Origin of the sequence: Flammeovirga yaeyamensis (assembly GCF_018736045.1) — a bacterium.
GTDB lineage: Bacteria > Bacteroidota > Bacteroidia > Cytophagales > Flammeovirgaceae > Flammeovirga > Flammeovirga yaeyamensis.
Genome location: NZ_CP076133.1, coordinates 1,397,163 through 1,420,909 on the forward strand (window position 1 = coordinate 1,397,163; position 23,747 = coordinate 1,420,909).

The 23,747-nt window shown below is 35.3% G+C and carries 16 protein-coding genes; 10 read left to right on the forward strand and 6 right to left on the reverse strand.

Annotation, left to right across the window (positions count from 1 at the left end):
- Positions 1-141: 141 nt before the first annotated feature.
- The 3 genes from KMW28_RS25410 (at position 142) to KMW28_RS25420 (ending at position 7,857) form a co-directional block, all read left to right on the forward strand.
- Positions 142-3,156 (forward strand): glycoside hydrolase family 2 TIM barrel-domain containing protein, encoded by a 3,015-nt coding sequence (locus tag KMW28_RS25410; RefSeq protein ID WP_169663722.1) that lies wholly within the window; start codon positions 142-144, stop codon positions 3,154-3,156.
- An 82-nt stretch (positions 3,157-3,238) separates the two neighbouring features.
- Entirely contained in the window at positions 3,239-5,680 is a 2,442-nt protein-coding gene (locus KMW28_RS25415; protein WP_169663723.1) for a glycoside hydrolase family 3 N-terminal domain-containing protein, read from the forward strand.
- Positions 5,677-7,857, forward strand: coding sequence for a GH92 family glycosyl hydrolase (locus tag KMW28_RS25420; RefSeq protein ID WP_169663724.1), 2,181 nt, complete (start codon positions 5,677-5,679; stop codon positions 7,855-7,857). Before KMW28_RS25415 ends, KMW28_RS25420 begins: the two co-directional genes overlap by 4 nt.
- Positions 7,858-8,511: 654 nt before the next feature.
- On the opposite strand, the gene KMW28_RS25425 is transcribed toward KMW28_RS25420, so the two are convergent.
- A complete protein-coding gene (locus tag KMW28_RS25425) occupies positions 8,512-10,191 on the reverse strand; it encodes a glycoside hydrolase family 43 protein (RefSeq protein ID WP_169663725.1) in 1,680 nt (559 codons plus the stop codon).
- A gap of 273 nt (positions 10,192-10,464) precedes the next feature.
- On the opposite strand from KMW28_RS25425, the gene KMW28_RS25430 reads away from it, so the two are divergent.
- Both KMW28_RS25430 and KMW28_RS25435 read left to right on the forward strand, forming a co-directional pair.
- Positions 10,465-11,106 carry a hypothetical protein gene (locus KMW28_RS25430; RefSeq protein ID WP_169663726.1) on the forward strand — a complete coding sequence of 214 codons (642 nt, stop codon included), beginning with the start codon at positions 10,465-10,467 and terminating at the stop codon, positions 11,104-11,106.
- A gap of 37 nt (positions 11,107-11,143) precedes the next feature.
- Positions 11,144-11,347: a hypothetical protein gene (locus KMW28_RS25435; RefSeq protein WP_169663727.1), complete on the forward strand. Its 204-nt coding sequence runs from the start codon at positions 11,144-11,146 to the stop codon at positions 11,345-11,347.
- 107 nt (positions 11,348-11,454) lie between these two features.
- Here KMW28_RS25435 and KMW28_RS25440 read toward each other — a convergent pair whose 3' ends face one another.
- A complete protein-coding gene (locus KMW28_RS25440) occupies positions 11,455-12,624 on the reverse strand; it encodes a thioredoxin family protein (protein ID WP_169663728.1) in 1,170 nt (389 codons plus the stop codon).
- 572 nt (positions 12,625-13,196) lie between these two features.
- Between KMW28_RS25440 and tnpA the strand changes: the two genes are divergently transcribed.
- Complete coding sequence (gene tnpA, locus KMW28_RS25445) at positions 13,197-13,643, forward strand: IS200/IS605 family transposase (RefSeq protein WP_169663729.1); 447 nt, start codon at positions 13,197-13,199, stop codon at positions 13,641-13,643.
- A gap of 91 nt (positions 13,644-13,734) precedes the next feature.
- Here tnpA and cydB read toward each other — a convergent pair whose 3' ends face one another.
- Both cydB and KMW28_RS25455 read right to left on the reverse strand, forming a co-directional pair.
- Complete coding sequence (gene cydB / locus KMW28_RS25450) at positions 13,735-14,772, reverse strand: cytochrome d ubiquinol oxidase subunit II (protein WP_169663730.1); 1,038 nt, start codon at positions 14,770-14,772, stop codon at positions 13,735-13,737.
- Between the two features lie 2 nt (positions 14,773-14,774).
- Positions 14,775-16,154 carry a cytochrome ubiquinol oxidase subunit I gene (locus tag KMW28_RS25455; RefSeq protein WP_169663731.1) on the reverse strand — a complete coding sequence of 460 codons (1,380 nt, stop codon included), beginning with the start codon at positions 16,152-16,154 and terminating at the stop codon, positions 14,775-14,777.
- Positions 16,155-16,490: 336 nt separating this feature from the next.
- Here KMW28_RS25455 and KMW28_RS25460 point away from each other — a divergent pair, with 336 nt between their 5' ends.
- The 3 genes from KMW28_RS25460 (at position 16,491) to KMW28_RS25470 (ending at position 20,186) form a co-directional block, all read left to right on the forward strand.
- Positions 16,491-16,988, forward strand: a complete 498-nt coding sequence (locus tag KMW28_RS25460; protein ID WP_169663732.1) for a thioredoxin family protein — start codon at positions 16,491-16,493, stop codon at positions 16,986-16,988.
- A gap of 145 nt (positions 16,989-17,133) precedes the next feature.
- Positions 17,134-19,071 carry an FAD-dependent oxidoreductase gene (locus KMW28_RS25465; protein ID WP_169663733.1) on the forward strand — a complete coding sequence of 646 codons (1,938 nt, stop codon included), beginning with the start codon at positions 17,134-17,136 and terminating at the stop codon, positions 19,069-19,071.
- Between the two features lie 2 nt (positions 19,072-19,073).
- A complete protein-coding gene (locus KMW28_RS25470) occupies positions 19,074-20,186 on the forward strand; it encodes a glycoside hydrolase family protein (RefSeq protein ID WP_169663734.1) in 1,113 nt (370 codons plus the stop codon).
- Positions 20,187-20,190: 4 nt separating this feature from the next.
- Here the strand turns inward: KMW28_RS25470 and KMW28_RS25475 are convergent, their stop codons facing one another.
- Positions 20,191-21,021 carry a 3'(2'),5'-bisphosphate nucleotidase CysQ family protein gene (locus tag KMW28_RS25475; RefSeq protein ID WP_169663735.1) on the reverse strand — a complete coding sequence of 277 codons (831 nt, stop codon included), beginning with the start codon at positions 21,019-21,021 and terminating at the stop codon, positions 20,191-20,193.
- 5 nt (positions 21,022-21,026) lie between these two features.
- Positions 21,027-21,998 (reverse strand): oxidoreductase family protein, encoded by a 972-nt coding sequence (locus KMW28_RS25480; protein ID WP_169663736.1) that lies wholly within the window; start codon positions 21,996-21,998, stop codon positions 21,027-21,029.
- Between the two features lie 111 nt (positions 21,999-22,109).
- Between KMW28_RS25480 and KMW28_RS25485 the strand changes: the two genes are divergently transcribed.
- Complete coding sequence (locus tag KMW28_RS25485) at positions 22,110-23,747, forward strand: hypothetical protein (RefSeq protein WP_169663737.1); 1,638 nt, start codon at positions 22,110-22,112, stop codon at positions 23,745-23,747.

Consider the following 23,747-nt stretch of genomic DNA (forward strand, 5'->3'; position numbering starts at 1 on the left):
AAGAGAAATGTAAGGTGGGGTTTAATCATCAAATTGTACCTTAATATGACGTAATTTTTAACCCTGTTAAACTGATGATTCTTTTAATTTTAACCATATAATTTTTAGAGGAGTAACTAACAATAAATCAAACGAAATAAAATGAAAAAATTATTACTTAGTATCACTGCTTTTATGGTGAGTTTGTCTTTAGCAATTGCTCAGGATTACCCTCATCAAAAGCCAGAAGTAGTGAGTGTAAATACAATGGCACCTAGAAGCTCTTTTTATATTCAAACTTTAGATGAATTAAAGAGCGGAAAAGAAGCTGAAAGCAGTGAGCATTACCTCGATTTAAATGGAGCATGGAAATTCCAATATTTCAATAGTGAACTGGATATTCCATCCAATGTGACTTCGACTTATTACGATTTTTCTGCATGGGATAACATCACTGTGCCTTCTAATTGGGAGATGCAAGGTTATGGTATTCCGATCTATAAAAATGTGGGTTTTGCATTCAAAGGAAATGGTAAAATGCCTGATCCAGAATATAACCCATCAGCTGTTTATCATAGAGAGGTAACGGTAAGCAAAGATTGGGACGGAAAGGATATTTATTTACGTTTCGAAGGAGTTGCTGGAGGTATCTATGTGTATGTGAATGGCAAAGAAGTAGGTTATTCAGAAGGGAGTAAAACAGCTGCAGAATTTAAGCTGAATGATTACATTAAAGTAGGAGAAAAGAATATTCTGACTTTTAAAGTCTTAAAATATACATCAGGTTCTTATTTGGAAGATCAAGATTTTTGGAGATTGGCAGGGATTGAAAGAGATGTGTATTTATGGGCAGCAAAGCCTGATCATATTCAAGATTTAACCATCATTTCTGGTTTGAAAAATCGTTATAGAGATGGTGATCTTAATGTTGAAATCACTTTATCTCAACCAAATACAACACCTCTAAGTTGGGAGTTGTTAGAGAATGGAAAAGTGATTAAGAAGAAAACAATCTCTACAGTTAAAGCTACTCAACTTCAAATAAAAGAGACCATCAAATCAGTTAAGAAATGGTCTGCAGAAACCCCATATTTATATGATTTAGTCATTTATAATGGAGATGAGGCCATCACTAAAAAAGTTGGATTTAGAACTGTAGAAGTCAAAGATCATACATTGCAAGTGAATGGTCAGTATCTATTGGTGAAAGGCGTGAACCTTCATGATCATCATATGGAAAGAGGTCATGCGGTGACTAAAGAAGATTATTTGGAGGATTTTAAAATCATGAAAGCGCATAACATCAATGCTATTCGTTGTTCTCATTATCCAAAGCCCTCTTTTTTCTACGATTTGTGTGATGAATTAGGATTCTATGTAGTGGATGAAGCCAATATTGAAGCCCACGGTTTTGGTAATGATTCTCAGGATTATCACCCAGATGAAAAGGTTTCTTTGGGCTATTTACCACTTTGGGAAAAACAACATATGGAGCGTACTATTAGAATGTACGAACGTGATAAAAACCATCCATCCGTAATTATTTGGTCTTTAGGAAATGAAAACGGAAACGGTCCAAACTTTTACAAAACCTACGATTGGTTAAAAGCGAATGATAAAACACGACCGGTGCAATCGGAAAGTGCCAACTATTTTACCAATACAGATATTTCTGCTCCTATGTATAATACGGGTCAGACCGGCTTGGATTATGTGAGGGATTTCGATAAGGCTCCACGTTTTCAGCGTCCATATATTCAATGCGAATATGCTCATGCAATGGGAAATTCTGTGGGCGATTTGAAAGAGTATTGGGACATTTACCGTGCTCACAAGATTCTCCAGGGAGGTTTTATTTGGGATTGGGTCGACCAAGGTATCCTCACTAAAAATGAACACGGGGAAGCATTTTTTGCTTATGGTGGCGATTTGAGAGCATCAAGATATCCTAACGATGAGAACTTCTGTGCCAATGGTTTGGTGAATGCTGATCGTAAAGTGAAACCTTCTTTATTAGAAGTGAAAAAGGTGTATCAAAACATCAACTTTACTTTAGAAGGTGGCCGTTTGATGATCAATAATGAGTATTCATTCTTATCTACAGAGGGGTATCAATTAAAATATGCTTTGAAAGAAAATGGCAAAATAGTAGAAGAAAAGTCTTTGAAGTTGCCATCGATAAAACCAATGTCTGAGAAAGCAGTAGTGCTGGAAGCTTTCTCAAAGACGACAGAAGGCACCGAGCAATTCTTATATGTATCTGTGTTCAACAAAAAGCAAGAATTGGTAGGTGAAGAAGAGTTTCTTATTAAAGAGAAAGCCTATGTTTCTCAGTTAAGTAATACTAAGGCAAAAGTTGAATCCACTGGAGATGAGATTATCTTATCAGCCAAAAATTCTAAATTGATTTTTTCTAAAACAACTGGTCAAGCATTGGCTTGGATGAAGAATGGAAAGAACATTTTGCAAAGTCCTTTTAAACCCACTTTTTGGAGAGCACCTTTGGATAACGATATGGGCTTTCAGATTTATAAAGCATTAGGTGATTGGAAAACAGCAAACGATTTTCAAAAACTAATGGATTGTTCAATTGATAAAGAAGGAAAAATCACATCGACTTATGACGTTGGCTGTGCTAAAGCCAAGATGATCTATGAAATGGACGAAAATGGTCTTATTCGCATTTCAATGGAACTATTTGATGTAACCACTGAAATGAAAATCCCAAGAGTAGGTATTAACTATGCTGTTGATGGAACTTATGATGAAGTTGAGTTCTATGGAAAAGGTCCACATGAAAACTATTGGGATAGGAAAACATCGGCCATGATGGGTATCTATAAATTGAAAGTAAGCGATTTTGATTTCGACTATATTCGTCCACAAGAAAATGGAGCGAGAGCAGATGTGCGTTATGTAAAGTATACAAAAGGATTGGAAATCTATGGTGATCAACCTTTCTTATTTACGACACATCATAGCACACTGGGTGATTATCAAGAAGGTCCAAAGAAATTGCAGAGGCATTCTACTGATATCATCAAGCGTCCTTTGACAGACATAACAATTGATCATTTACAGATGGGTGTTGGCGGTGACTACTCTTGGGGTGGCTGGCCTATACCAAAGTATTTGATTACTCCTCAAAATTATCAATTTTCAATAGAAATTAAATAGGTTCTGAACGGGCGTTGCATTGCAACGCCCTAAGCACCTTACCTAAATGAACTAAACTAAAACCACTAAATAAATATTTCACATGAACAAATACATTCCCTTGTTGCTCATGTGTTTTCTTGTACATCAAATACAAGCAAGCAATAGCACTTTAAACCTAATTCAATATTCAAAAGAAGATTCCATTAAAACGATGTATCAATCCGATTGGATAGATTTCAATAAAAATGGAAAGAAAGACATTTATGAAGACCCCACTCAGCCTATTGAAAAAAGAATAGAAGATTTACTTTCTCAAATGACAGATGAAGAAAAAATTTGTCAGATGGTGACGCTTTATGGATACGGTCGTGTGGCAAAAGATGAGCTACCAACAGAAGAATGGAAAAACGAAGTTTGGGTTAACGGATTGGGTAACATCGATGAGCCATCGAACGGTGTTTATAAAGACGCGAAATATATTTTGCCTTACGAAAAGCACGTTTGGGCGACAAATGAAATCCAAAAGTTCTTTGTAGAAGAAACTCGTTTGGGTATTCCTGTAGAGTTTTCAAATGAAGGAATTCGTGGTTTGAATCATAAAATGGCGACCTCTCTTCCTGCACAAAGTACATTTGGTAATACTTGGGACAAAGACCTTTTTGTGCAAGCAGGAGATATGGTTGGTAAAGAAGCGAAATGGCTGGGTTACCATAATGTGTATTCTCCTGTGATTGATGTAGTAAGAGATCAGCGTTGGGGCAGAGCTGTAGAATCTTTAGGAGAAGATCCTTTTTTAGTCACCGAATATGCTATTCCATTTGTGAAGAATATGCAATCGCATCAAGTAGCAGCTACGTTAAAGCATTTTGCTGTATATGCTATGCCGAAAGGAGCTAGAGATGGTTATTCTAGAACCGATCCCCATGTTGCACCGAGGGAAATGTTCAACATTCATTTATATCCTTTTGAACGCACAATAAAAGAAGGAGGTGCGATGGGTGTTATGGCTTCTTACAATGACTATGATGGTATTCCGATTATTGCTAATCCCTTTTTTATGGATTCTTTATTAAGAAAAGAGTATGGAATGAAAGGCACAATTGTTTCTGATTCTGATGCGGCGGCTAACCCTTGGAACAAACACCGTGTAGCAAAAGATTATAAAGAATCGGTAAGACAAGTTGTTCAAGCTGGGTTGAATATTAGAACCACATTTAACCATCCTAAGAACTTTCTAAATCCTTTAAGGGAATTGGTGGCTGAAGGAGCTATTTCTCAAGAAGTTTTAAACGAAAGAGTACGAACTGTTTTGTATACCAAATTTTGGGAAGGATTATTTGATCAGCCTTACAAGAATGAAGCAGATGGATCGAAAGTAAGAAATAAACAGCATCTAGAAATTGCTAAAAATGCAGCTAGTGGTGCTGTTGTACTATTAAAAAATGAGGGTATTTTACCTATATCAAAAAGTGAATCAAAACGCATTCTTATTGTAGGACCAACCGCTACTCAAATTAGTAGTTCAAATTCTAGATATGGAGCATTGGATACGAACATCAAAAGTATTCTTGATGGCTTTAAAGATTATCTTAAAGGTTCAAACATCACTATTGATTATTGTAAAGGATCAGAATTATACGACGATAATTGGCCATCTTCTGAAGTATTAAGATACAGAGCATCTGAAAAAGACTTGAGGTTATTAAACGAAGCCAAAAAGAAAGCGGAGAAAGCGGATGTAATTATTCTTTGTGTAGGTGAAAATGAAAAGATGATTGGTGAAAATCTATCACGTAGCTCTTTAGACTTGCCTTCGACACAACAACATTTAGCCTATGCTATGATTGATACTGGTAAACCTTTAGTCGCAATTACAGTAAATGGAAGACCGATTTCTATAAATGATTTAGATCAAGATGCCGATGCTATTCTAATGGCTGGATTTTTAAATGAATTCCAAGGTGATGTCGTGGCAGAAACCATTTTTGGAAAGAATAACCCATCGGGTAAACTCGCAACCACATGGCCTAAAGCAGTTGGTCAGGTGCAACTAAATTTTCCTTATAAACCGTATTCTCAAGGTGGACAAGCGACTTCTGGACCAAATGGTGTAGGAGAGAGTAGAGTGGTTCCTCCTTTGTATCATTTCGGTTACGGATTGTCTTACTCTACTTTTGAGTATAGCAATTTAACCATCGATAATCAATTAGATAATAACGGAGCTGTGACCATTACTTGTCAGGTAAAAAACACAAGTAAAGTAGACGGTAAGGAAGTAGTACAGTTGTATTACAATGATGTGTTATCATCAGTAATTCAATACGAATGGCAATTAAGGGGATTTGAAAAAATTAGTCTCAAAGCAGGTGAATCTAAAAAGGTGAGTTTCCAGCTTTATCCTAAAGATCTTTACGTCTTAAATAAAGACTTTAAGAAAGCATTTGAACCTGGTGAATTTAAGTTTTTCATAGGTTCTAGTTCTGAGATCAAAAAGCTGGAGGGTAATTTTATGTACAACGGAAATGAAATGATTATCAAATGAAACAATACTTATTAATTTTCTCTTTGATAATACTTTGGGTTTGTGATCAACCGACATCAAGGATAAATGGAGCCGATTATGTTGATGTTTTCGTTGGAACGGGTGAACACGGTCATACTTTTCCCGGTGCCACTATGCCTAATGGAATGGTACAATTAAGTCCAGATACAAGAAAATATGGCTGGGACGCCTGCAGTGGTTTTCATGACAGCGACAGCACACTATTGGGATTTAGTCATAGACATCTAAGTGGAACGGGTATTGGAGATCAAGGAGATTTCTTGATTACCCCATTTATAGATACATTATCCCTTCCTATAGGTTTTAAGAAATCATCTCAAAATGCTATGGCAGGGTATTACGAGGTTCCATTGGATAATGGAATTCATGCACATTTGTCGACAACAGAAAGAGTGGGCATCCACCATTACACTAAAAATACATCGGGAAATTTAGGTATTCATTTAGAAGTATCTTCTTTGCTTCAAGGTGGTTGGAGCATTGAGAGCGAGTATAAAATAATAAATGATAGTACAATTGAGGGCTACCACCATTCCTTAGGTTGGGCCTTCAGTAACAAAGTGTATTTTTATGCTAAGTTTTCATCTCCATTTGATCTTCAAAATTTAGAATTTGAGCAAGCAAAGGGTAAGAAAGAAGACTTGCATCTCGAATTAAATTTTGGTGATATCGACCAATTAGATATTGCCTTCGCATTATCACCCACAAGTACTGAAGGGGCAAAGAAGAACTTTAATGCTGAATTTACTGGGTTTGACTATCAAAATTACAAGCAGAAATCAATTGCTCGTTGGGATACGATTTTTGATAAAATACAGATTGAGACGGATGATATTGATGTATTGAAAAACTTTTATACTTCTTTATATCACACCTATATTCACCCCTCAATTAATCAGGATGTAGATGGGCAATATGTGGCTATGGATAAGCAACTAAAGCATTCTAATCATCAGAATTATACAATTTATTCCATGTGGGATACGTATCGTGCGGTGCATCCATTATTAACCATCATCGATCCTGAACTTACAGAAGAGTTTATTGAAAATATCATCACCAAAGGTGAAGAAATAAATGTTTTACCAAAGTGGCCATTGGCATCAAATATTACGGGGACTATGATTGGCTATCCAGCCACGGCCATATTATCTGATGCTTTTGCAAAGGGGTATGGAAGTAAAGAGCAACTGAGGAGAGCATTGGCGCTATCACTTATGTCAGCGAATTACAATCCTGAATTAATAGAACATCATATTGAATCTAGAAAAAATAGGTTAATGGCGTTGGATCAATATTATATAGATTCAATTGGGTATTCTCCAGCAGATATTTGTAAAGGTTCTGTGTCTTATGGTTTAGAAGTAGCTTATTACGACTGGTGTATAGCTCAAATGGCCGATTTGTTAGGTGAAAAAGCAATCGCTGATGAATTTTACAACCGATCAAAAAGGTATGCCCATTATTTCGATCCCCAAACCAAATTTATGCGTCCTAAGAATTTAGATGGATCTTGGAGAAGTAATTTTGATCCTAAACATTCTCAGCATGAAAATGGGGCATATACAGAAGGAAATGCATGGCAATGGTCTTGGTTTGTTCCACATGATCCACAAGGCCTGATCCAATTAATGGGAGGTAAAGAAGTATTTGAGTGTAAATTAGATGCTCTATTTTCAATGGATAGTGAGATTACAGGAGAACACGCCTCAGCAGATATTACGGGTTTGATTGGTCAATATGCACATGGTAATGAACCTAGTCATCATATTACATATTTGTATAATGAGATTGGAGAGATGGATAAAGGGAGGGTGATTTTAGATTCCATCATGAATCATTATTATGCACCTACGCCCGAAGGAATTTGTGGAAACGAAGATGTCGGACAATTATCTGCATGGTATATTTTAAATGCTCTAGGTTTTTATCAGTTAGCCCCTGGAGATCCTACATTTACGATTGGTCGACCGATGATAAATAGTGCAATCATAAAAATTAATGGTGGTGATTTTAAAATCAACATTCACAACAATAAAAAATCAAATAAGAAAGTCGCTAAAGCGATGTTGGATAATAAAAAGTTAGAAGATAATACCTTTCAATTTTCTCAAATTCAACCTGGATCGACTTTGGAAATTTGGATGAAAAATTAGTTTGAAGTATTCTATTAATGGGTAGATATTCTAGTCGGTACGGGCGTTGCACTGCAACGCCCCTACGAACTATTAGAAATAAAAACCATAACAATATCTTTAAATGTACAGGTTGTTAAACGTTAGAATTTCTTGTATTTGAAAAATAAAATTTAACATTTGTATTAACACAACCTAAGAAAGTTTTATAATAATACAGAAACAAAAACATCGATGTTAAAGCGATCATTAAATAAGTAAAAAGGCTAAGTTATTTTAGTAATAATAAAGACCTTTGTGACGATTTCAACTAACACAAAATCTCGATTCATTATGAGTATTAAAGTTTTTGTACTGTATTTACTTTTACTAGTTTGTTGTTTATTTATTGCTTACGGAAAAGACTCTTCAAGATGTAAATCAAGAAAAGTGAAACTAATCAAGCAGTTTCAGACAAATGCTACATTATCAGCTAGACAGTAAAGTATCCCTAAACTCGGTAAGTATTTACCGAGTTTTTTTTTATGTTTTATCGAAAAATCCCTAAAAAGGGGGATGCGATGAATCTTAGTAATTTTGTACTTTTGAAATGTTGAGAAAAATAATACTACTGTGTGACGATCTATGATTCTATACCCTTACCCCAAAGTACTTGTTCTAAAACAGGTACTTTTTTTATTGTGGATATCCTTGGTATTTCACCCAATCAAAATATGCTTTGGTCTTTGATTTTGGATAGACCGAAGTACAATAAACACCTAGGTAAGCACCAGTATAACCACTGTTCCAACCATAGCTTAGTAAAATATCATTTTTCGTCTCCCCAATTGACTGATAGGTTTTTCCAGCATCAATAGAATAGTAATATTCATATTTTGTTGGAGTTGATTTTACTTTGAATATGATATCTCCTTTATAGTTACTTAATCTTTTCTTTGCTACTATTTCTTCTTCTTTCTTTTTTTCTTTTGAGCGTACTGAAACTTCAAAATTACCATCGTTCTTCTCTACTAAAATAGAGATATAATTATCGTCTTTCTGATTGATCATGATGCCTGCTTGCTCTTTTTCTTTTTTAGGATTGAATTGCATTTTTGCTTCAAAATCAAATAAACTTTCTTTCTGACGAATCCCCATAAATGCATATTGTTCTCTTAATCCAATTTTTTGATTTATCGCATTCATTACTAATTGATTATTACGAGTATCAATGGAATAAAAATCTAAAGGGACTCTTCTAAAGTTCCATTCATGATTTAAAATTTCACTATCGAAATGATCCACAAAAGCATCGTTTCTTAATTGTGGTTGTTCTTCAAATGGAAGTTTTTCTTCTTTCATTATCCTACCATTTTCAGGGGAAACCACTGGCCAATCGTATTTAGGATCTTTCCACCAGAATGGCTCTCTTTCCCAAGAAACCGGAGTTAAGAATGTTTCCCTACCCATATTACTTGCACGGTCAACATCTCCACGAATACCCAATGCGACCATGTACCAACGACCATCTTCTAGTTGGATAATATCTGCATGACCTGTGCTATTTACCCAATTATCGTATGATAGGTTTCTAGTAGTAAGAATGGGGTTTCGTTCGTTAGATACATATGGTCCTGTGATTTTGTCACTCACAGCAATCATCATAGCATGATTGTAACTTGTGCCACCTTCGGCGACCATCAAATAGTATCTGCCGTCGTGTTTATAGACGTGTGGACCTTCTACCCAAACACCTCCACAAGCACCACGATATAAATAATGTCTTTCTCCTTTCAACTTCCAATTGACAATATCCAATTGTTGGGTCCATATTTCACCTTCTCCTTCGTAGGTTGGATTATCAGGTGAATGAGTTCCTGTGAACCAAACGGTACCATCATCATCGAAAAAAATATCCGGATCAATACCTGGAGCACCATCAATAATATGTGGTTCTGACCATGGTCCGGCCGCATCTTTTGCCGTAATTATAAAATTAATTAATTGTGCATCGGCTCCTTTTTCTTTTGGGAGATATACATTGGTAGTAATAATATAAAATGTGCCTTCATGATATCGAATAGTAGGGGCGTGAATTCCTCCATTCTGTTGAACATCGACAAGGTTCATTGCTCCATTACATTGGTCAATTCTATGCAATCCATATCCTGCCCATTCCCAATTGACCAAATCTTTACTTTTATGAATAGGTAATCCGGGGAAGTATTCAAAAGAGGAATTGACGATATAATAGTATTCGCCATCGTAGGTAATAGAAGGATCGGGATAACCGCCTTGAATGATAGGGTTGGTAAATGTTTGACTAAATAGATTTAGTGTCAGCAACGTTAATAAAATAGTAAAATATAATCTCATTTAAGTTTGTAATAAGGGTTTTCGTAAATCAAAATTCACTGGTAATATTACATATTATCAAACATTATAGCATTAAAAAGAAACACAAATTTTATTAAATGTTTATGTTTAAGATTAATCAATGAAAATTATTTTTAAAGCTCCTTATTATGAATGATTTATGAATGGTTTAGTAAATTCTGTATAAATAAACATAATTTATATAGGGTTTTAGTTATTACTATTCACTTATGTTTTTGATTAAACAATTTTAAATAGTGCGAATAGTTAAATATGAAAAAATTAATCCTATTAATTGTAGGAGCAATTATAGTAGTTGCTTGTAATAACAAAACACCTGAACCTAAAACAGAATTTGTCCCTGTACCAGGTGATACAACTGTAATTGTAATTCCAGGAGACACTGTTGTGGTCAGAGATACAGTGATTATCACTCCCGGTATTCCAATTGGACCATCAACACCAATTTCTGTTCATCCAGTGAAACAAATTGAAGGCTATGATACATTAAAGGTGGCGAAAGATGGTGTTGTTGTAGGTATTATTAAATCGAATGAAACAATATCAGCTTGGAAAAAGATTGATACACAAAAGAAGCTATCAGAATACACCATGGAAATTGATGCTACATCAAGTCATGGTAAATCTTTTGTCAATGTATATCTGACTAAAGATGGAGAAGATAAGCGTATCTCTTATCATGTTGGGGGGAAAACGACTTACAAAGGAAAGTGGAGTATCGGAGAAGCAAACCCAGTAAGTACAGAGGAGATGCTTCAAAAGTATGGAGATTGGATTGTTCGTGATGACTATTTTGAATGGTCATTTGGGGATACAGGTAATTTCATTTGGAGAAGTGGTGACTCTACACAGAAGGGTGGTGAGTTTGAAATCAGAAAATTTGATGTGAAGTAATAGAGAATAAATTTTCTCAATTTAGACTACAAACAAAATGAAAAACCTTATAAATAAAACTGTAAAAGTAGTAGCTGTTTCAGCAGTGATTACTTTATTTTTCTCTTGTTCTCCTGCTGTTGTCAAATCAAGCAGTGGACATAAAGTGAAACTTTCGAAAAGTTCTTTGATGGTTCAGCAGAGAATTCAACAAAAAAATAATCAGCAGAAAAGAGGAGGTAGAGGGTTTAAAGCTAGATAATTTTATGATATAGCTTTGATGTGATTTTACCATACAGACTCACTAATAAAAAAACCACTTTCTCATTCAGAGAAAGTGGTTTTTTATAGATTTTAAACTTTATACCCTTAGTTATTTTTCGATAACTCTTTCAATAACTCTTCAGTGCTAGAAACATCTTGACCAGCAGCTTTACCAAGTTCAATTGATTTCTGAGCAGCCTCTATAGCTTTTTCAGTTTTACCAAGTGCTTTATAAACATGTGCTTGTGTATCAACATTTGCATAGTTAGCATCAATCATTACTGATCTATTGATCCAAGTTAACGCTTTTTTCATATGCTTAGCTTCAACATTAGCTTCATAATATTTCCAAGCAAAAGAATTTAAAACAGAACTAACTCTTTTCTCATCTGACATGCTAGCCGCTAATTGATCTACTGCCATATTCGCTTTAGCATAATCCTTTTTCTTCATGTAGAATTGAGCTTCAGATTGAGCAATAATTGAAGTTGATTCAGGAATTTCTTTTTTCACTAATTCAACTTTTGTATTAAACTCTTCTTCAGAAACGTTTGCTCTTACAGCATTTCTTAGAGTATTGTATGCTAGATTATTTTTAGCCCCTTCAATAGCCTTTTCTTCAGCATCAATTTTATCGAAATAAGGTAATAACCCACTCTCTATACCAGATACGTAAGATGCTTTAATTAAAAGATCAGTATTTTCTTTTACTTTTAAGTCCCCATCAGTAACTAAAGCAAGGAATTTACCTAACATTACATCATCTGTCTTATAAGCACCATAAACCTTGTTTAGATATTTTGATAAATCCTCCTTAGAAGGTGTTTTAACATCATAAACATTCGCTTTTAAAGTCACTAATTGATTTTCTGGCTTGAGGGTTTCTTTAATAGCTTCAACAAACTCTTCAGCCGGTAAAGCACCTACTAAACGATCGATTTCATTTCCGTCAGCATCAAAAAATAACAAAGTAGGATAAGCTTTTACTTGGTATGTTTTTGCCAATTCAATGCCTTCACCTTTTTCCATGTCAATCGCAATGTTGATGAAGTGTTCATTCATCACATCACCTACGATTTTTTCTGGAAAGACTTTCTTTTTTAGCATTTTACATGGTCCACACCATGTTGTATAAGCATCTAAGAAGATGTACTTGTTTTGTTTTTTTGCTTCAGCTTTGGCTTCAGCGAATGTGCCTTCAAAAAATTCAACACCTTGTGCGAAAGAGGCAATGCTAATCAATAGCATAGAGAATAGTGAAAAGATTCTTTTCATTTTGGAAGTTTATTAATTTGACTTGAATTGAAATTGAAATCTACAAAACATATTTTGAATTCGCATAAATGTTAAAATTAAAAAAACTTAATAATTATTTGGAGGTGGAGTATTGTGGGTGTGTGGTTCGAGGGGTTGAAACCCCTCGTTGAGTAAAGTATATGTCCGAGCTTTATATTATCAGATAGTATTCATTTATGAAATTATGTCTTCGATGGTTTCAACAGATGGATTTAAATCAATCTGTTAGTATTTCGACCAAGGAGTATCTTAGTTGGAGAGCTATCTTTATTTAAGTTCTACATTCGACTTGTATACTTAACGATGGGTTTCAACCCATTGGGTTACGAGCTACTGGTTACAGGGTATCGAGTTACGAGCTATTAGTCTACTACGGGCTATCTATTATCTATCGAATTACAGGTTAGGATCTATCGGGTTACTAACGATAGGATTTCAGTTTATTGAGTTACGATCTATTGAAGGGTTTCACCCTATTGAATAAAAAATATTTGTATTCAATAATTTGTTACTCTATCTTAGAATATATATTAAACGATTCAACACTAACTATGTCAAGAACAAATCATCAAATCTGGACTCATGTAGTTTGGAACACTAAAAACTCTGAGAACTATTTTTCATTACCATTTTGGACGAATTATCTAAATCCACTATTCTTTAAAATTGCACATGAAAAGAAAATTGATTTACATTTTGTAAACGGTTATAAAAATCATGTTCATGCTCTCATAAAGGTAAAGCCCAATCAAAGTTTGTCTTCACTAGTAAAACTTTTGAAAGGGATCTCTTCTAGAAGAATCAATGAAGAATTAGGTATTAATCATTTTCAATGGCAAACAGGATATTATGTATCATCTGTTAGTCCAAATAGGTTAGAGATTGCTATTAAGTATATAGTAAACCAATGGGAAAAACATCAATCCATCGATTTTGAACAAGAGTTAAAGATTTTTGATTTTGATGAAAAAATTTATTCTTTTATAAATATGAAATAATGTATAATAAAAAAGTTGTCTCATAAACATCATATCTTCAAACCTATTACAATTTGATGATCAACGATAATTTATGAGACAACATTAGCTATTAATAGGAATGTTCATCCAATTTTACTTTACCCCAGAATACCTTATAGACTATAAAAGTATAGGTAAGTACTAAAGGAGTACCAATAGCGGCAATGGTCAGCATCAATTCTAAACCTTTTTCAGAAGCTGCTGCATTGTATATTGTAATACTATTTGCGGGATCGTTTGTTGCAATTAATAATGCCGGATATAATTGAATGGCCACCATTATCAAAAGAAGACTAAATGTAAGCGATGAGAATACAAACGCTTGCAAGTATTTTTTCTTTTTAGCTAATCTCGGAATGTTTGCGATACTTAAAACGGCCATTACAGGAAGGACGAACAATTCTGGATATTCTTTAAATCTTTCTGCTAAATGAGGAAGGAAGATCAACGTAAACAAACTCATAATGATATACATGATGATAAATCCAATCATACATTTTTCCAGCATGTACACCACATGATCGAATAACTTCCCTTCGGTTTTTAACGTCAAATAAATGGCTCCATGCATCATCATCATGGCTAATGTGGTTAACCCAACAATAATGGAATATGGGTTAAGGAACATCATTAAGTTGGGATCTATAGCTTCGTAGTTTTCATCCAATGGAATTCCTTGAAGTATATTTCCTAAAACCACTCCAAGTAAAAAAGCGATCATGGCACTGGAAATAGTGTAGGCAACATCCCACATACTTCTCCACCACTTCATTTCTTCTTTACTTCTAAATTCAATAGAAATGGCTCTTAAAATAATGAACCAAATAAAGAGCATAAACGGAATATACATTGCCGAGAAAAGTGTGGCATAGAATACGGGGAATCCAGCAAATAAAGTACCTCCACCGATGACTAACCAAACTTCGTTACCATCCCATACAGGTCCTACTGCATTCAATGCTATTCGTCTGTTCTTATCACTTTTAATAAACAAGTGCATGGCTCCAGCTCCTAAGTCGAAACCATCTAAGATACCATAACCTGAAAATAATGCTCCTACAACAAGATACCATAACGTAGGATAATCTAAACCTAAAAATGTTTCCATGATTAATCTTTTGAGTAGAAGTTATTAATATCTTTTTGATGCGTTCTATGGTCGATTAATTCCATATCGTTTGGTCCATGTTTGATCTTTTTATTTAATAAATAAATAAACAAGGCAAACAGTAAAGAATAGATAAATGTGAACATGATTAAGGAGAACAATACTTGCTCGGCTCTTACAGCTTTTGATAATGCATCTGATGTTCTCAATAAACCGTAAACTACCCAAGGCTGACGTCCCATTTCTGCTGCAAACCATCCAAATTGATTGGCCAACTGAGGAAGGATAACAGCAAAAACAAAAATCCATAGCAACCATTTTTTATCAAATAGTTGTTTCCTCCAAAGTAAAAATGAACCGATAACAGATAACCCAATCAATAGCATTCCAATTCCGACCATCAGATGGTAAAATTGAAAAATGGCATTGACTTGTGTGGGTTGATTATTTTCATCAAAGGCATCTAATCCCTTTACTTTAGTATCAAAATTTTGATGCAATAGAAAAGATAATCCTCCAGGAACTTTAATTCCGTAGACTTCCTTACTTTGTTGATCCACCCATCCAAATAAATAAAGATCTGCTGGGTTTTCTGTATGATAATGACCTTCGAATGCTGCTAATTTTGCAGGTTGATTTTTAGCTACTCCATCAGCTGATAAATGGCCTAAGAATAACTGTACAAAAGAAAATATAGTGGCTGCAATCAACCCCATTTTAATTCCCAATTTAGAGACTTCTTGATGTCGATCCCTTACTAAGTAGTAAGCATGGACACTAATAAATAAAAATGCACCAGCTAAAAAGGCACCTACCCAAACATGTAAAATTCTTTCTACACTTGAAGGGTTAAAGACCATTTCCCAGAAATCAGTTATTTCGGCTCTTGCTTCTAATCCTTCACCCACAATATGATAGCCTGCTGGCGTTTGTTGCCAACTGTTTGCCACCACAATCCATATGGCAGAAAACATAGAACCTAAGAAGACACCTAAAGTGGAAATAAAATGGACTCTTGGACTTACTTTATTCCAACCAAATAATAAGATACCTAGGAAACTACTCTCTAAGGCAAAGGCAAATATACCTTCAGCGGCTAACGCCGAACCAAATATGTCACCAACGTACCTAGAGTAAGTAGCCCAGTTGGTGCCAAATTCAAATTCCATCACAATTCCGGTAGCCACACCAATACCAAAGGTGAGGGCAAAAATTTTGGTCCAGAAACGTGTGAGAACTTCGTAATCTTTAATGCCTGTTTTTAGAAACATACCTTCCGAAATAACAAGCATAAGGCCAATGCCTATACTTAACGGAGGGTAGATGTAATGAAACGATACAGTAAAGGCGAACTGTATTCTTGATAGTATTTCTACATCCATAGCTTGGGTAGATTGTATTTAGTTATAATTTTTCGTTGATCAAATGTAAAGTCAAATTGCCAACTATCAAAAGACATTTTGTAGATTGTTATTGTTTCTTTGGATATCATTATTCAATGCTTAAATAGTGATGTTTCTAATTAATTCGTAATGAAGTCACTAACATATGGTGATCTTCGTTATCAAAAATGCAATTATGGTGTTAATACTGCCAAATGATTATTAATGCTTTATATTTGCTACTTCATCAAGGGAAAACATCAAATTTCAGATAAACATTTGATAGCTTTCCTTTAGTATAAACAAACCAAAAAATAACTGATTTTCTATCTTCAAATGAACTTCTTCGAACAGCTTATCGACTATCAAAATAAAGCAGAACAAAACTTCGAAAATGAAAAAAATCTTTCGAATTTTTTCCACTTTATTTTAGCCCTAATCATCTTTATGGGATCTACTCTTTATGCAGGTTTAACCATGCCCTTTAGATTATTGTACAATATGCTTTTTAAAAAGGCAGTAACTGATAAGCTGATAAAAATTGATAAGCAAAATATTGATCAAGTGCTTTCTGATCACCCAACAGTGATTCTTGATTTTTGGGCAGAGTGGTGTGGTCCGTGTGTGATGATGGATAGTACAATTCAAGAATTTTCAGATGAATCAGAAGGAATACTTGTTGGGAAAGTTAACGCTGACTTCAACGGTGATATAGTCAAAAAGTATAATATCCGGGGTTTACCACAATTCGTTCTAATTCAAAATGGCTCTGAAGTAAAAAGACATGCAGGTCCCATGACAAAATCTGATTTGGAGAAATTTACTTTCCTATGATAAATTCTTTATAATAGGGGTTGTGTATTTCTAACCCTATTAACTTAAGTCTGTTGTAAAATCTAACCCTCTCAAATCCATAAATTATTACCTATAACAGAGCATAGATTTATATATAATGCATTCATAAAATGAATGAATTATAATGAACAGACGAAAATTTTTAAATGTCGGCAGTAAAGCCGCACTACTATTATTAGCTACCAATGAACTTCTAGCTAACTCTAGAGACCTTAAGAAAATATCAGGAGAATTCCTTTTTGTTGAAGCAGAACAGTTCGATGACCTTGGAGGTTGGGATGTAGACCAACAATCTATGGATCAAATGGGATCGCCTTACCTTTTGGCACATGGATTAGGGCAAGCAGTAAAAGATGCCACCACAAAAGTTAACTTTCCAGATAAAGGCAAATACAGAGTTTGGGTAAGGACAAGAGATTGGGTGGCCCCTTGGAATGTTCCCGGTGCACCTGGGAAATTTCAGCTTATCATCAATAACAAAGCAGTGGCAGAAACTTTCGGTACTAAAGGTGCAGAATGGCATTGGCATGATGGAGGTATTGTAGATGTAGAAAAAAATACAACTCTTAAGCTTCACGACTTAACTGGTTTTGAAGGAAGATGCGATTCGATTTTGTTTTGTAAAGATCACGATTTCAAACCTGTTGACGATGTAAAGGCACTGACCAAATTTCGAAGAAAACTTTTAGGTTTTCCAGATAAACCTGTAAATGGAGGCGACTTCGATTTAGTGGTTTCAGGAGGAGGTTTTGCAGGAACAAGTGCCGCGATCTCTGCTGCTCGAAAAGGTTTAAAAGTGGCCTTAATTCAAGATCGACCAGTATTGGGAGGTAATGGTAGTTCCGAAGTAAGAGTTTGGCCAGAAGGACATACCTTGCAAAAACCTTATCCTCATGTGGGAGAAATAGTCGAAGAAATATCACCTGATCCTTTGGATAGAGGGAGATACGGAACAAGAAATGCCCGCATGGGAGAAAATTATTTCGACCAAAGAAAAACTGATGTTGTCAATAAAGAAGAAAACATCACTTTATTTATAGAAGAAAGAGTCATAGATGTAGAGTATAAGAAATCAAAAATTACGGCGGTCATAACACAACACACACGTTCTGGCGTTCAACAAAAAATTAAAGGTAAACTATTTGCAGATTGTACAGGTGATGCTACTGTTGGTTATTTAGCAGGAGCTGATTATGAAATCTCGGCATCCACTTTTATGGGATCATCCAATATGTGGAGTGTACTTGATGCAGCCAATAAAGAGGAAGTGCTGAAATGCGAGTGCAAGGACAAAGCGGCTTTAACCATTTCTTGTGAAATTGGTAAAGTAGAACAACCTTTCCCTCGATGTCCTTGGGCAATTGATCTAACGGATAAACCGTTTCCTGGGCGTGCATCTTTTAAAGGACAATGGGGAATGAAAGATCCTTTAGGAAATTTAGGTGGTTGGTTCTGGGAAAGCGGTTTTGATAAAGATCCAATTACAGATGTCGAAAAAATTAGAGATCTAAATTTTAGAGCCATGTACGGTGCTTGGGATGCTCTAAAGAATGTCGACAAACTGTATCCAAATCATCGTTTGGGTTGGTCAGCTTATATTTCAGGTAAAAGAGAATCTAGACGTTTAATGGGTGATGTTAAACTGACGGCTGATAATTTTAGAGATAATGTTGAATTTGAAGACGGGGCCTTCCCTTGTTCTTGGGGAATTGACATTCACAGTGCCCACAAAGAATTTGATGAAGGTTTAAAAGGAGAGGAGTTTATTTCTTTTGCTACAACAGGGAAAGGATATGATTATAAAGGCCCTTATTGGGCTCCATATAGAACCTTGTACAGTAAGAATATTGAGAATTTATTCATGGCCGGTCGTAATATTAGTGTCAGTAGAGACGGTTTAGGACCTGTAAGAGTGATGAAAACTTGTGGGATGATGGGCGAGATTGTAGGTTTAGCAGCTTCCATTTGTGTCAAAGAGAAATCAACTCCTAGAGGTGTTTATCAAGAGCATTTAGATGAATTAAAGAAACTGATGAAACAACCTTCAATCAAACGTTCTTAGTTATGCATCACATATCAAAATTGGCTTTAAAGATGGTCTTGGCTTCTTTATTCTTTATTGTTTTTACACAATTGAAAAAGAAAAAAGAACCCGGAGAATATAGTTTAAAACTAGGAGAAGCATCGGTAAATTCAAAGTTCGAAGATAAAGAATGGAGTCATTGGGGTGGCTCTATCGTAAAAGATAATGAAGGTATTTATCACCTTTTTTATTCAAGATGGAAAAAAGATTTAGGTTGGGCATGGGTCACACATTCAGAAATAGCACATGCTATTGCCACTTCACCTCAAGGGCCTTTTACATTTAAAGATGTGACTTTACCTGTAAGAAGTGAAGAGTATTGGGATGGACTTTGTACACATAATCCGACGGTTCATCAGTTCAATGGAAAATATTATTTGTATTACATGGGGAATACAGGTGATGGGCAAGTGATGGGAACACCAGGAAAAATCAAGTTAAATCCTATTCACCGTAATAATCAAAGAATTGGTGTGGCGGTAGCCGATCATCCGAATGGACCATGGGAACGTTTAGATGTTCCGTTAATTGATGTGAGTCCAAACGAAAATGCCATGGATGCTTTAATGGTTAGCAATCCAAGTATCACTCAGGATAAAAATGGGAAATTCTTGATGGTGTATAAGGCAGTTGGGAAGCAAAGAAAAGGAATTTGGGGTGGACCTGTTGTGCATTGTGTGGCGACATCAGATAGTCCGTTGGGCCCGTTTACAAAACATCCTAACCCAATTTTCCAAGCAAAGAATCATGATTTTCCAGCTGAGGATCCTTTTATCTGGTATCAAGACGATCATTATTTTGCCATTGTTAAAGACATGCATGGAGCGTTTACTAAACATGGCAGATCATTGGTACTTTTTAATTCTAAAGATGGAATTGATTGGCAGCTTTCTAAAAATCCATTGGTGAGTTCTTTAGAAATAAAATGGGATAATGGAGCAACACAGAAAGTAGCACATTTAGAAAGACCACAATTGTACTTAGAAGATGGAAAGCCAAAAGTATTGGCCTGTGCGGCAGATGTTGAAGACGAAAATGGTGTTTTACATTCTTTCAATGTGCAAATACCTATTGAAACGTTTGATGGTATATAGGTTTTTACAGCTCTATACCATCCACAATTTCTTTGGTATTTGGTAATGTAGAATAGAGAATTCCACATTCGTTCATAAATGTATTTTTCTGATTTAAAGGGAGTGCCAATCCATTAAAGGAAGAAGCTTGATATCCCAATTCAGAAAACAATAAGGAAGTGGAGGCATAATCCCATATGCTTCCATTTCCTAATTTCTTTTTAGGGGGCTTTATATAAAGTGCCGGAGCGTTTTCTAACACCCAAATAGCATTCATACAAGCTCCTCCAAACTTATATTCTTTCTCAGGTTGAAGTAAACTTAACACTTGGTCATAATAGGTGGTTTTTAAGAAACTTCGATCATAAACCAATGTATTAAAGTTGTTCGGTTGAACATCAAATACTTTGTTGTTTTTATAAGCACCATGACCTTTTATGGCATGATAGAGCTCTTTATTGATCGGATTATAAATAACACCTATAACAGTTTCTCCCTCTTTTGTCACCAAAGCAATACTTACCGAAAATCCCTCTTTCTTTTCTGTAAATGGCAGGGTACCATCTAAAGGATCAATACACCAGAAATAGTCTTTTTTAAAACGTGACTGATCATCTAAATCTTCTTCAGCTAAAATACCAAAATCATATTTTTCTGTACAAGGTTGAAGGTGATCTAGAATAGCGTCTTGAGATTTTCGATCGGCAATAGTAAAAGCTTCGAAAGCTGGATTTTCTACCCCTTGTTTCTTCATGACCTCAAGATCCTTTTGGAAATAATGCATAACTATTTCCCCAGCTTTCAAAGCAGCTTCTTTCGCTTTTTTGGCTATTTGATGTAAATCGATAGAAATCATAAACTTTACTTTAGACTTGCAACTACCTGACGGGCGATTCTCTCACTATAACTATTGATCTTCCAATGTCCAGGACTCCATCCTTTTAAGAAACGATGGAAATCGCTCCAAGCAACAGGATATAATTCTGTCCATTCTTTCTTTAACTCATCAAAATCTACTTCTATTTGATAATGACAGATAGCATTTTCAAATTCTGAGAAGTAATAGTTGAGGATGTCTGACTCATAGTTTTCACAATCTTCTTCGTACAAGCAGCTTCCCACAAAATAGGCCAAATCTTTCATCCCAACACCACCTCCAATGTATTGGAAGTCAACAGCAGCTACTTTATTGTGATCGTTTGAGAAACAGAAATTGGCGACCTTTGCATCTCCATGAACAAGCGTTTTGTACTTGGCATTATTTAGCTTTTGATCGATTTTTGATGCTGCATTTTTCAAAGCTTTGTCGTCCATTACTTGCAGTTCATCCGGTCGGGTATCAAGGTGCCAATAGGTGCCGATATCCCACAGACCCTCTGATGAATGATTTAAATATCTCGCATGGAAATAAGCCAACCAACGGATACAGCCTTTCATTTCATTAAAAGAAATACTTCCTAAACGAGCTGGGAAACCACTTTCGTCCAAGTCTTCCATAATGATCACCACATCTTCTCCAAAATGACCGACTCCAATGCATTGGGGTAAGCGACATTCATTATCTGTAAGCTGTGCATAATTTTCGTAGAAATTGGTTTCCACCTCATACGATTTCACCTTCCGTTGATGCGATAAATCGGTATTCCAACCCCTAGGGTGATGTTTTACTTTAGATAACTGAACGTGTTTAACAATGACTTTAGATAGGGTACTTCCCTCTAAATAATATCTTTTGATACTACCGTAACCGCTCCAAAGAGATTGGATTTCCTCCGTTTTTATCACTTGATCTGCTTCTACAGTAGATAATATATATTGATTGATCTGATCCATAAGTTATTTTTTGGCAAATATAGTCAACCATTATTAGCTGTAATAATATTGTCGTATCTTTCATTATCTATCAAATCCTGATGAATGGATTCAGGTGTAACGAAATTCAAAATGAAAAAAATAACTCTTTTAGGCGGAACAACAATCTTACTTACCTTTATCATTTTATACTTTATGCACCCCACTATTGCCTATGGCTTTAATGCATGGTCGATGGGCTTAACGTGTATAATAATTGTATTGATGATCTTTGAATCAGGTTTTTCAAGAAATAAACTGGCCAACAAACAAATATCAAAATTTAATATAGCAGGAAGCGTAGCCGTATTACTATTATTGCTTTACACTTTCGTATTACCATTAATTACTTCAACAGCAGTATTAAGAAGTGGTGCTTACAGAGATTTAATTGGTGAAGTCAAAATGGGTGACGATTTTACGGAACAAGTTGCTCCAATATCTACAGAAGAAATTAGAATTGTCGATCAGCTTACTGCCAACCGATTAGGTGATAAAGTATTGGGATCGATTCCTTCTTTGGGTTCTCAAGCCTTTTTAGGTGAATTCAGTATTCAGAATGTGAAAGGTGAACTGTTTTGGGTAGCCCCTTTATTGCACTCTGGATTTTTTAAATGGAACAATAATAAAGAAGGAACGCCAGGTTATGTAATGGTATCGGCATCCAACGAAAGAGATGTCCGATTGGTACAAGATGTCAACGGAAAACCCGTAAGAATTAAATATCAGCCGGGAGCATTTTTTAATTCTGATTTGAGTCGTCATATCTATTTTAATGGATACATGACCAAAGGTTACACGGACTATTCTTTCGAAATTGATGATGAGGGAAAACCCTATTGGATCATCACTTTATTTGATAGAAGCATAGGTTTTGCAGGAGAAGATGCCACAGGTGTTATTGTCGTAGATGTTGAGACGGGTGATATCAAAGAATATGGTATTACCGATGCCCCAAAATGGATTGATAGAATTCAGCCAGAGAAATTTATCACCAAACAATTGGATGATTGGGGTGAATTCGTTCATGGATATTTCAACTTTTCAAATGAAAATAAGTTGACAACTACTAGAGGAATTTCTTTAGTGTATGGATCGGACGATCGCTCTTATTGGTACACAGGTTTAACTTCTGTAGGTAGCGACGAAGGAACAGTAGGTTTTGTATTGGTCGATACTAGAACAAAAGAGACGGTATGGTACAAACAAGTGGGTGCGACAGAACAAGCGGCAAGGTTATCTGCTATGGGTAAAGTACAAGAAAAAAGATATGTAGCTTCTTTCCCAATTACTTACAACATTACAGGAATTCCAACTTATGTGATGTCCTTAAAAGACAATGCAGGTCTAATAAAAATGATTGCTATGGTCTCGGTAGAAGATTATACGATTGTTGGCGTAGGGAACAATATCAAAGAAGCATTAAGAGCGTATAAAAATAGTCTGAATAGTAAAGGAAATTCTATCAGTACGGGTTCATTTAATGAAGCACAAACTATAAATGCCTTGGTTGAACGTATTTCCAACGATATTAGAAACGGTAATACCAATTATTATATGATGTTAGAGGGGCATCCTCATAAATTATTCGTAGGTTCGTCTTTAGTTTCTGGAGAATTGCCAATTACACAGAAAGGTGACAGTGTGATGGTGAAATTTGATGAGAATGCGACAGAAATTATTGACATTGTCAGTTTTGACAATTTAAATGTAGACTTAAAGAAAGATTAA